Source organism: Coleofasciculus sp. FACHB-712 (assembly GCF_014695635.1).
GTDB lineage: Bacteria > Cyanobacteriota > Cyanobacteriia > Cyanobacteriales > FACHB-T130 > FACHB-T130.
Map to the genome: position 1 here is coordinate 1 of NZ_JACJOQ010000043.1, position 11,919 is coordinate 11,919.

Here is an 11,919-nt window from a genome sequence, read left to right on the forward strand (position 1 = left end):
TCCAACAAGCGTTGGTTGCACTTCTTCATGCTGTTCGTTCCCGTCACCGGCTTGTGGATGAGTTCGATTGGGATTGTCGGTTTAGCCTTAAATCTGCGGGCTTACGACTTTGTTTCCCAAGAACTGCGGGCGGCAGAAGATCCCGAGTTTGAAACGTTCTACACCAAGAATATTCTCCTCAATGAGGGCATCCGGGCTTGGATGGCCCCTCAGGATCAACCCCACGAGAACTTTATCTTCCCTGAAGAGGTTCTGCCTCGCGGTAACGCACTGTAATGTCAGGAGTGAAATATTGAGTTAATTTTCTCTAACTCAGCATGGGCGGGGCGATCCCGCTCCTACAGCACTCCTCATTGAACGATACCCCGCCACTCGCGGGGTATTTTTTTTTCAAGCCAGCCCACATCTGCTCTAGCCTGTGCTAATCTAAATGAAGGGAATGAATCCTTAGCGATTTTTCCCCTACTCCTTTTGAGAATTAGACCGTTCAGGCAACAAGGAGGTGATGCCCATGAGTGATAGTAGTAAATTTATGGGTCATCAAATTAGCGTTAACCGGCTGAGCGTCGGAGCTGTTCTCTAAAAGCCGGTTTTAATCCCCTGGTGGGATTAACTAAAGGCTGAAAGAGCTAGGCTGGTATTTGGAGTTCCTTCCGACAGTCTGGTGCTAATTTGAAGACCCGCTAGACCGCCCTCACATTGAGTGTAATGGTGATACCAAAACGCTTCCCGTGGGGGCGGATAGTTTTTTAGGGGCTTTTTTTCAGGAAGGCGATGGCGTAGATACTCAGCGAGCTGGCAATTAACAAAGCATGGATCAGCTATCAAGTTAGCCAGGGAAGGAGTAGAAAATGAAAAAAGTTTGGAGAAGCGATCGCCCAGATTAACAACTTAGTTGCTGTTGCTGCATCTCAATAGAAACAAAGCATCATCTACGAGAAATTTTGTACAATAAGGTGACGCTAACACTGACAACAGATGATAGCGATGGGTTGACAACAAAAGACTTTGATAGGGCGCAAGTCATTTTTAAAGAGTGACTTAGGTCATCCCGAAAATAACACGAAAAATCTCAATAAGCGCTATACCAATCATTTCAGGCGCTGGTGAGGTGGTGGCACCGTCCAATCTGTGTTACGATGACTTGAAAAATCAAGAAGGATTGTCACTCTTTCTGAAAGATCTTTCTGAAAAAGTGTGTGTGAGGAAAAGAGGAAAGATGGCTAAATTAATGTGGAAATCTCTGCTAGTAAGTCCAGCAGTTTTGGGAGCGGCACTCGTGCTTTCTTCAGCAGCGATCGCTGCTGAAAAGCCCGTAACCTCTGAAGTGATTCAGCCCCAAACGACTGAGGCAAACCTACCGAAAGTTCAGTCAGTGGCGTTAGTTACTGCACCCCAAGCTCCAGAAGCTAGCTCAGCCCCCGTGTTTTCAGCAACCGCTAAATCAGCCGAAGCGCTGAGTGCAGTTGAGGTTGAAACGCCAGAACAGTTGGCAGTAGCGCCGATACAAGATGCAGCAACCGCCAACTCGGCAGAAGCGCTAAAGGTAGAGAAGCTTGATAACACTTCTGTACCTGTAATGCCAGCAGTAGAGACACCAGCTAAGGTGGCAGCAACGCCCATCCAGGACGCAGCAACTGCTAACTCAGCCGAAGCTCTAGGCGTAGACAACAGCGCGTTGGTTCCGATGGCAGCACCGACAAACACCAAGCTGGCTCAAAGCGCCCCAGCAGGAAATACGGTTGACAACAACAGCGTTTTAGAACAAATCAATCGCTACAGTCGAGAAGGGAATAATTCCCAAAGCCAAGTCACCAACGTCTCCCAACTGTCAGACGTGGAACCAACCGACTGGGCATACGAAGCACTGCGAAGCCTGGTAGAGCGCTATGGCTGTATAGCAGGATATCCGGATGGCACCTATCGGGGCAACCGGGCAATGAGCCGGTATGAATTTGCGGCGGGTTTGAACGCTTGTTTGCTGCAAATCGAGAAATTGATTGCCGCGTCTACAGCAGATTTCGTCACCAAAGAAGATTTAGCCACACTACAGCGGCTAATTGATGAATTCGGGGCAGAACTGGCAACCCTGCGGACGCGGGTAGATAACCTGGAAGGGCGGGTGACGTTCCTGGAAAACCATCAGTTCTCGACAACCACCAAACTGGTGGGTGAAGCGATATTCGCTGTCACTGATGGATTTGGGGATAACGATGACAACACAAATCTCATCTTCGGCGACAGAGTGCGCTTAGACCTGCAAACCAGCTTCACGGGTCGAGATGTATTGCACACCCGTTTGGCAGCAGGGAACCTCGCGGCTTTCGGCTTTGGTACCCCTATCGGCGATAGAGATGGTGATGGTATTAATGATGCAATTTCAACAGCTGAGGGAACCCAAACTTTTAACCTCGGCTTCGGCGACGAAAACAACAACAACATCGGCTTAGACTGGCTGGCGTATGAGTTCCCGTTTGGCGCTTCCCAAGTTTACATATCAGCCACTGGAGGACGCCATGCCGACTACACCCCGGTTCTGAATCCTTACTTCTATAACGGAGTGAGTGACAGCGGTAACGGCTCTCTCTCAACCTTTGCTCAGTACAGCCCAATTTATCGCATCGGGGGTGGTGCTGGTGCTGGTCTGAGATTGGGTGTAGGCAGAGCGCCGATTCTCGGTCCAACTTCATTAACTGTGGGCTACTTAGCAGATAATGATTCCGCGAATAACCCCGGTAGCGATTTTGGTCTGTTCAACGGCGACTATTCGGCATTGGCGCAGCTCAACTTTACCGTCAGCGATCGCTTCGGCTTGGCTGCAACCTACGTCCACGGCTACCATAACACTGGCAACCCGATATTCGATATCGGTCGCGGAGAGGGTGTGGTTGGTAATGCCTTGGCCAATAATCCAGGGGACGTCGGAGACATTTTGACTGGGGGTATTCTTACTGCGTCTCCAGTGGTAAGCAACTCCTACGGATTACAAGGTGCTTTTCGATTGGGTGACAGAGTTTCACTCAGTGGCTTTGTCTCTTATAGCGACGTCAGAGTGATTGGTGACGGAGATGGTGAAATCTGGAGCTATGGATTAGGGCTAGCCTTCCCTGACCTAGGCAAACGGGGTAATGTTTTGGGTATCTTCGCCGGTGCCCAACCCTATCTTGCAAATCTGGAACTTGAGGGTAACAGGGTACGAAATTTGGACGAGCGAGGATACCACATTGAAGCTTTCTACAAGTACCAGCTGACTGAAAACATCTCAGTGACTCCCGGCGTCGTCTGGCTGACGGGTACCAACCAACGGGAGGGCGACGACTCCTATATCGGTACGCTCAGAACTACGTTCAGCTTCTAGTGACACAAAATTTAGGCGGTTGGGTTAATCCAGCTTGCTTAATATTGTGAAATAAAATCAGTCAAGCCTCGCTCAATGCGGGGCTTTTTTGTATGATTTATTACCTAATGCCATTTCTAGCCTGTGGTAGGATGACTGGAAAAATTAAGAAGGATATCAATCTTTCTTAATTAAGGTGTGTGTGAGGAAAAGAGGAAAGATGGCTAAATTTATCTGGAGATCGCTGGTATTTAGCCCAGCAGTTTTGGGGGCAGCATTGGTGGTTTCATCGGCAGCGATCGCTGCACAAACCCCTGCTGCTAAAGAAGTGATTCAGCCCCAAACGGTAGAGGCACTACCAGAATTGCAGCCAGTAGCGATCGCTACTGCGCCAGAAACCCCAACAGTCAGCTCAATCCCTGTATTTTCAGCTACCGCTGAGAAGTCAGAGTTAGAGCAGAAAGTTGTTGCGACGGAAGCGCCAGAACAGTTGGCAGTCGCACCCAGCCAGGAGCCAGCAACCGCCGACTCAGCTCAAGCACTAGGGGTAGAAACGATTGAAGGCACATCTTTGCCTGTCGTGCCAGCTGCCGACTCAAAGCTGGCTCAAACAGCTCCAGCAGGGAATACGGTTGGCAACAACAGCGTTTTAGAACAAATCAATCGCTACAGCCAGGAAGGAAATAACTCCCAAAGCCAAGTCACCAACGTCTCCCAACTGTCGGACGTGGAACCAACAGACTGGGCATACGAAGCACTGCGAAGCCTGGTAGAACGCTATGGCTGTATAGCAGGATATCCGGATGGCACCTATCGGGGCAACCGGGCAATGAGCCGTTATGAATTTGCGGCGGGTTTGAACGCTTGTTTGCTGCAAATCGAGAAATTAATTGCCGCGTCTACAGCAGATTTCGTTACCAAAGAAGATTTGGCAACGCTGCAACGGCTGATCGATGAATTTGGGGCAGAACTGGCAACCCTCCGGACGCGGGTAGATAACCTGGAAGGACGGGTGACGTTCCTAGAAAACCATCAGTTCTCGACAACCACCAAACTGGTGGGTGAAGCGATCTTTGCTGTCACGGACTCGTTTACGGGTGATATTAGCGTTAGCGACTTGGATGTGGATGTCGATGACCGTGGCACCAACACCATCTTTGGAGACCGGGTACGTTTAGACCTGCAAACTAGCTTTACAGGTCGAGATGTATTGCACACCCGTCTCGCCGCTGGGAACCTGGGAGTTTTAACCCCCGACACATTCGAGGGAACTCAGACTTTTAACCTCGGTTTCAACAACGACAACAGCAATGATATTGGCTTAGACTGGCTGGCGTATGAGTTCCCGTTTGGCGCTTCCCAAGTTTACATCTCAGCTACTGGAGGACGCCATTCCGACTATACCCCGGTTCTGAATCCTTACTTCTATAACGGAGTCAGTGACAGTGGTAGCGGCTCACTCTCAACCTTTGCTCAGTACAGCCCCATTTATCGCATCGGGGGCGGTGCTGGTGCTGGTCTGAGACTGGGTGTCGGTCGGGCACCAATTCTCGGTCCCACTTCATTAACTGTGGGTTATCTAGCAGATAATGCCAATAATCCAGCCGATAGCACACCGCTTGGACTAGGTATTAATCAGCATGGTGGTCTGTTCAACGGTGACTATTCTGCTCTGGCGCAGCTAAATTTCACTGTCAGCGACCGATTCGGCTTGGCTGCAACCTACGTCCACGGCTACCATAGTTCCGGCAACTCGATATTCGACAGTGGCAGAGGACAGGGTGTAGTTGGTACCGGTTTCGCCAATAATCCAGGGCTTATAGGACCCGTACTTGGTCAAGTTGCACCCCAACTGGGTATAGCAACTGACCCAACTCCAACGGTCAGTAACTCTTACGGATTACAAGGTGCTTTCCGATTGGGTGACAGAGTTTCGCTCAGTGGCTTTGTATCTTATAGCGACGTCAGAGTGATTGGTGATGGGGATGGTGAAGTCTGGAGTTATGGATTAGGGGTAGCCTTCCCTGACCTAGGTAAGAGGGGTAACGTTTTGGGTATCTTCGCCGGTGCCCAACCCTATCTGGGAAGTCTCGAACTTGAGGGTACTCGGGTTCCAGTTGGTAAGGATCGACCCTACCACATTGAAGCTTTCTACAAGTACCAGCTGACGGAGAATATCTCCGTTACTCCAGGAGTTATCTGGCTGACAGCTCCCGGTCAAACCGAAGCTAACGACGACGCTGTTATCGGTACGCTCAGAACTACGTTCAGCTTCTAGTGGCACAAAAGCTAGGTGGCTGGGTTATATAGCTTGCCTAATATTGTGAAATGAAATCAGTAAAGCCTCGCTCAATGCGGGGCTTTTTTGTATGATTTATTACCTAATGCAATTTCTGGGCTGTGGTAGGATGACTGGAAAAATTAAGAAGGATGTCAATCTTTCTGAATAAGGTGTGTGTGAGGAAAAGAGGAAAGATGGCTAAATTTATCTGGAAATCGCTGGTATTCAGCCCAGCAGTTTTGGGGGCAGCATTGGTGGTTTCATCGGCAGCGATCGCTGCACAAACGCCTGCTGCTAAAGAAGTGATTCAGCCCCAAACGGTAGAGGCACTACCAGAATTGCAGCCAGTAGCGATCGCTACTGCGCCAGAAACCCCAACAGTCAGCTCAATCCCTGTATTTTCAGCTACCGCTGAGAAGTCAGAGTTAGAGCAGAAAGTTGTTGCGACGGAAGCGCCAGAACAGTTGGCAGTCGCACCCAGCCAGGAGCCAGCAACCGCCGACTCAGCTCAAGCACTAGGGGTAGAAACGATTGAAGGCACATCTTTGCCTGTCGTGCCAGCTGCCGACTCAAAGCTGGCTCAAACAGCTCCAGCAGGGAATACGGTTGGCAACAACAGCGTTTTAGAACAAATCAATCGCTACAGCCAGGAAGGAAATAACTCCCAAAGCCAAGTCACCAACGTCTCCCAACTGTCGGACGTGGAACCAACAGACTGGGCATACGAAGCACTGCGAAGCCTGGTAGAACGCTATGGATGTATAGCAGGATATCCAGATGGTACCTATCGGGGCAACCGGGCAATGAGCCGTTATGAATTTGCGGCAGGTTTGAACGCTTGTTTGCTGCAAATCGAAAAATTAATTGCCGCGTCTACAGCAGATTTCGTTACCAAAGAAGATTTGGCAACGCTGCAACGGCTGATCGATGAATTTGGGGCAGAACTGGCAACCCTCCGGACGCGGGTAGATAACCTGGAAGGACGGGTGACGTTCCTAGAAAACCATCAGTTCTCGACAACCACCAAATTGGTGGGTGAAGCGATCTTCGCTGTCACGGACGAGTTTAGCGATCGCGAGGACACTAATACCATTTTTGGCGATCGCGTTCGTTTAGACTTCCAAACCAGCTTCACGGGTCGAGATGTTTTGCACACCCGTCTTGCGGCTGGTAACACTACACCTTTTCAACCTAATGGTTCATTCGAGGGCAACCAGACCTTTGACCTTAATCCCGGTAACAACAACGATATCGCTTTAGATTGGCTGGCGTATGAGTTTCCCTTTGGAGCTTCCAAAGTCTACATTGCCGCTGCGGGAGGAATTCATGCCGACTACGCTCCCGTCCTCAACCCTTACTTTTATGACGGAGACGGAGGTACCGCCGCACTTTCGTCATTTGCTCAGCAGAGTCCTATTTATCGAATCGGTGGCGGTGCCGGTATCGGGATCAGGCTCGGTGTAGGTACAGCACCGATTCTCGGTCCTACTTCCTTGAGCCTGGGTTACTTGGCAGATAATGGCAATAATCCTGGCTCATTTACCAGACCTGATGGCGGAACCAGTGATTTTGGTCTATTCAACGGAGACTATTCGGCGTTGGCGCAACTGAATTTTACAGTTAGCGATCGCTTGGGCTTAGCTGCCACCTACGTCCACGGCTACCATAACGCGGGTGACGGGATTTTCGACCTTGGTGGAAGTCCGCGATCGGCTGGCGGTAGGCCGGTAACAGGTACTCTCGGAGCTAACGATCCAACTCTTGCAACTGGAACAGGCGCTCGGTTTCCATTAGTACTGGCTAGGGATACCGCACTGATCACTAACTCCTATGGTCTTGAGGCTGCCTTACGACTGAGCGACAGATTCTCCCTGAGCGGCTTCGTTGGTAAGACTGATATTAGCGCGGTTGAAAATAGTACCAGAGGCGAGGTCTGGTACTACGGATTAGGTGTGGCTTTCCCCGATTTGGGTAAGCGGGGGAATATCCTGGGAATTTTTGCAGGTGTAGAACCCTACTTGGCAGGTCTTGAAGTTCAAGGCAGCCCAGTCGGGATTAAGAACGATCTCTCTTATCACCTCGAAGGATTCTACAAGTACCAGCTGACGGATAACATCTCCGTGACTCCCGGCATCATCTGGATTACCGCTCCCAACCAAAATGACGATAACGAAGATGCCGTTATTGGCACGCTCAGAACAACGTTCAGCTTCTAGGGAGACGGAAGTAGTAGCCCGCACATTGCTAGGACAGGTGGTAATGGGTAAGGGGTGATTACTCCCTCTGTCCCTCTTCTCCCTTGAGCCCCTGCTCCCAGCTTTTGTGTCGTAAATTTTGCGAACCCGGTTATGCCCCGTATTAGCGGGGCTTTTTTATTGCCGAATGCTTAAACCGGCAAACTCCGGTGGAGAACCGGGGTATACTGGAATAGACGATCCCTCACACTCGATCTCAAGCTTGTGGAACTTTCCTGTAAAACAGAATATGCGCTGTTGGCTCTGTTAGAGCTAGCGTGTCACTACAACGACAACGAACCGTTACAAATTCGGCAGATTGCGGCTCAACAAAATATCCCCGATCGATATTTAGAACAGCTGCTGGCGACATTGAGGCGTGGCGGTTTAGTGCGTAGCCAACGTGGAGCAAAGGGAGGCTATTTGCTGTCGCGGGAACCTTGGAAAATTACGCTCTTAGAAGTTGTGAGTTGCCTGGAAGGATTGGATGCCAAACCTTCTGAGAACAACAACACTTCCAAAACGGTAGAAAGTGCCGTGGTAGAGGAAATCTGGCAGGAAGTACATCAAACAGCTAATTCGGTCTTACAAGGATACACGCTTCAAGATTTAGCAGAAAAACGGGATTCTAGGCGTCAGCTAGACATCATGTATTACATTTAAAAATTAAAAATTGAAAACTAAAAATTAAACATGAAGTATGCTTCTTTTAATTTTCAATTTTGCACTTTTTAATGATTGATGTTGACTTCTGACTCCTCATAACCAAGAAAAAAACTAAAATCTATGCGGATTGCTCAAAACATTACAGAATTAATCGGTCGGACGCCTTTAGTACAGTTGAACCGCATTCCCCAAGAGGAAGGCTGTTTGGCTCGGATCGTGGTGAAATTGGAGGGTATGAACCCAGCTGCCTCGGTTAAAGACCGCATTGGGGTGAGTATGATTAATGCGGCAGAAGAGCAGGGGTTGATCCACCCAGGCAAAACAATTTTAGTGGAACCGACTTCTGGGAATACGGGTATTGCTCTAGCGATGGCGGCAGCAGCCAGGGGCTATCGGCTGATCTTGACAATGCCAGACACGATGAGTACAGAACGACGGGCGATGCTGCGGGCTTATGGAGCAGAACTGGAACTGACCCCTGGCATTGAGGGGATGAGCCGCTGCATTCGTAGGGCGCAAGAAATTGTTGACAGCACGCCTAATGCTTATATGCTGCAACAGTTTAGCAATCCAGCCAACGTCCAGATTCACCGGGAAACCACTGCTGAGGAAATCTGGGAGGATACGGACGGGCAGGTGGATATCCTGGTCGCTGGAGTGGGCACTGGCGGCACGCTTACGGGTGTGGCAGAGGTAATTAAACCACGAAAACCGGGTTTTCAGGCGATCGCCGTCGAACCCATCAGTAGCTCAGTGTTGTCCGGCGGACGCCCTGGCCCCCACAAAATTCAGGGCATCGGTGCTGGGTTTATTCCCCAAGTGCTGAAAGTTGAGCTGATTGATGAGGTAATCGCGGTGACAGATGATGATGCGATCGCCTACGGTCGTCGTCTTGCTCGTGAAGAAGGACTGCTTTCCGGCATTTCCACGGGTGCTGCCCTCTACGCTGCCATCAAGGTCGCTCAGCGCCCCGAAAATGAGGGGCGATTGATTGTCATGGTGCAGCCTAGCTTTGGAGAACGCTACTTAAGTACACCCCTGTTCCAAGATCCAGAACCGCGAGTGCCAGCTGTGCTGGGTTGACGCTACAGTAACTGTTAGTGGTCATTAGTTAAAAGCTCATGAGCTATGAGTCATTAGTCATACCTCTACCTACTAATGACTCATGCCTCTGACAGAAAGCTATTTCCATGACAGATTCCACTCACTACGACACCCTTGATATTAGTCCCGCAGCGACTCCGGTACAGATCAAGCAAGCTTACCGGCGTCTAGTGAAGCTGTTTCATCCAGATGGTAATCGCGAAACAGCAAACCACGAGCAAATTGTCCGGATTAATGCTGCTTACGAAATACTGGGCGACCCTCAACAGCGGCAGTCTTATGACCAGATGCTGCTCAAAGATCGCCTGAGACACGAACAATCTGTTAACAATCATCCGTCGCGACGAGCCGAATCATCAGCGACATATACTTCGGCGCGATCGCAGCGATACCAGCAAGCCGATGCTTCGGCGCGATCGCAGCGGCAACAGCAAGCCGACACCGAAAACCGATACTACGCGCATCGACAACAGCAAGCCAACGCTGAAAACCGATACTACGCGCATCGACAGACAGCAATAGATGCCGACGAACAACTGGAGCAATGGCTTCAGAAAGTCTATGTGCCGGTCAATCGCTTGATCTGTCGCATTCTCAATCCTCTGGCAGACCAACTAGACCAACTTTCAGCCGATCCTTTTGATGATGAACTGATGGAACAATTTCAGGCTTACCTGAAAGAGTGTCGTAACTATCTCAAACAAGCTCAGCTGGCTTTTCGTTCTTTGCCTAATCCAGCCAATGTTGCTGGCGCAGCAGTTCACCTTTACTACTGCCTCAATCAAGTAGCAGATGGCATTGAAGAGTTAGAACTTTTTACGCTCAACTATGATGAAGGCTACCTGCACACAGGTCAAGAACTTTTTAGAATTGCCACTGGTTTGCGCTGCGAAGCGCAATACGCAGTCAAAGACATTGCTTAACCATTAAAAATTAAAAACTAGCTTTTTTTCTCGTTACCAGTAGGGGCTTTTTCTGTACCGTCCCCTACTGTGGTAACGGGGCTTGGATGAAAGTAAAGCCTCCCCAGTGCCCAAAACAAAAATAAAAATTTAAGAATTTCTCAATTTTTATTTTTTAGTTGTTTCTCTGGGATTCCAACGCATTACATCTGTCCAAGGAGCTTTTTTAACTGTAAAGTCACAAGACAAAATGTGAGTAACGGAATTGCCCGTCTCACTCGTAGACCTAAATAAATGCAGCACCAGCGTTAGAGAAAAGTGCAGCGTACTCTCAGGACTAGAGAGTTTTTTGAGTTTGGATGGATCAAAAAGGGACGCTGAGATTTTCAAAACATCGGTTTGCAAGTCGCGCTGGAGAACGTCTTCAACAGTTATTTTTTCTTTAAGAATTTTTCCAGATCCAATGAAGCTATAAACTTGACGCTGGGAGAGATCCAGAATCATGCTGGGCGTCAGGCGAATCACTCGCCGCGATCGCCCGTCGAAATCTGTCAGCGAACTGCGATCCCAGTCTACGTCAATTGAATGCTCCGCAGATTTATTGTCAATCTGGATCGATAGTTCGCGCAGTCGATCTAGTTGGTATCGCTTTTCCAGCTTAAATTGGATATCGACGCGATCTCTTAGATTTTGTGCTTCCAGTTGTCCATTTAAGGATTCTCGATCGAGATGGACTATCACTTGATTTCTATCTACCGATTTAAAAACTCGGTATAAAACGTAGGTGACACAGATGATGTAGACAGTCAAGATGAATAAATTGCGGTCATCCAAAATTAGTAATTAGTGATTGGTAATTGTTAATTGGGGAAAGTTTTTAATTACAAAGTTTATTTCTTGAGAAAAAAGAAACTTACTTATTTGTACTTTAGAATTAAGTAATTAAAAACAAAAATTTTTGTCTCCCATTAATTTTTAGCAAAAAATTACAGGCTATAAGAAAAGTAATTTATGAACATGATGCTAGTCATCCTTAACTGTGGAAAAATTATCAAACCAGCCGCGCCGCCAGAAAAAGTAAATTAAACCAGATGCGATCGCTATCATTAATGCCCAGCAAAGCGGATAGCCCAAATACCAGTTTAGTTCCGGCATATTGAATGGTGATTTTTCTGTATTAAAGTTCATGCCGTAGATTCCAGCAACAAAAGTGAGGGGAATAAAAATACTGGAAATCACAGTCAAAAGCTTCATGACTTCATTCATTCTGTTACCAACCGAGGACATATAAACATCCATTAACCCAGAGGATAGTTCTCGATATGTTTCCACCATGTCCATTACTTGAACCGCATGATCGTAACAGTCTCTTAGATAAATTCGGACTTCTTCACA

General features: G+C 48.6%; 9 protein-coding genes and 1 pseudogene. 8 read left to right on the top strand and 2 right to left on the bottom strand.

Translation table 11 applies throughout. The features are described from left to right. The 8 genes and pseudogenes from H6F50_RS00775 to H6F50_RS00810 form a co-directional block, all read left to right on the top strand. Nucleotides 1-276: pseudogene (locus H6F50_RS00775) on the top strand (photosystem II D2 protein (photosystem q(a) protein)); the annotation flags it as partial. A gap of 680 nt (nt 277-956) precedes the next feature. Further along, nucleotides 957-1,040: a hypothetical protein gene (locus H6F50_RS00780; protein ID WP_347275959.1), complete on the top strand. Its 84-nt coding sequence runs from the start codon at nt 957-959 to the stop codon at nt 1,038-1,040. Nucleotides 1,041-1,219: 179 nt separating this feature from the next. After that, nucleotides 1,220-3,358: an iron uptake porin gene (locus H6F50_RS00785; protein ID WP_190425226.1), complete on the top strand. Its 2,139-nt coding sequence runs from the start codon at nt 1,220-1,222 to the stop codon at nt 3,356-3,358. A 199-nt stretch (nt 3,359-3,557) separates the two neighbouring features. Next, a complete protein-coding gene (locus tag H6F50_RS00790) occupies nt 3,558-5,615 on the top strand; it encodes an iron uptake porin (protein WP_190425229.1) in 2,058 nt (685 codons plus the stop codon). A 197-nt stretch (nt 5,616-5,812) separates the two neighbouring features. After that, nucleotides 5,813-7,834 (top strand): iron uptake porin, encoded by a 2,022-nt coding sequence (locus H6F50_RS00795; RefSeq protein ID WP_190425232.1) that lies wholly within the window; start codon nt 5,813-5,815, stop codon nt 7,832-7,834. Between the two features lie 243 nt (nt 7,835-8,077). Continuing rightward, nucleotides 8,078-8,515, top strand: coding sequence for an Rrf2 family transcriptional regulator (locus H6F50_RS00800; protein ID WP_190411711.1), 438 nt, complete (start codon nt 8,078-8,080; stop codon nt 8,513-8,515). Between the two features lie 123 nt (nt 8,516-8,638). Continuing rightward, the gene (gene cysK / locus H6F50_RS00805) at nt 8,639-9,601 is read left to right on the top strand and encodes a cysteine synthase A (protein ID WP_190411710.1); all 963 of its coding nucleotides are present in this window, start codon (nt 8,639-8,641) and stop codon (nt 9,599-9,601) included. 107 nt (nt 9,602-9,708) lie between these two features. Beyond that, entirely contained in the window at nt 9,709-10,545 is an 837-nt protein-coding gene (locus tag H6F50_RS00810; RefSeq protein WP_190411709.1) for a J domain-containing protein, read from the top strand. Between the two features lie 147 nt (nt 10,546-10,692). Here H6F50_RS00810 and H6F50_RS00815 read toward each other — a convergent pair whose 3' ends face one another. Next, nucleotides 10,693-11,358, bottom strand: coding sequence for a hypothetical protein (locus H6F50_RS00815; RefSeq protein WP_190425235.1), 666 nt, complete (start codon nt 11,356-11,358; stop codon nt 10,693-10,695). Nucleotides 11,359-11,547: 189 nt separating this feature from the next. Further along, nucleotides 11,548-11,919 (bottom strand): CorA family divalent cation transporter (locus H6F50_RS00820; RefSeq protein WP_277879306.1); only part of this gene is annotated, 372 nt, incomplete at its 5' end.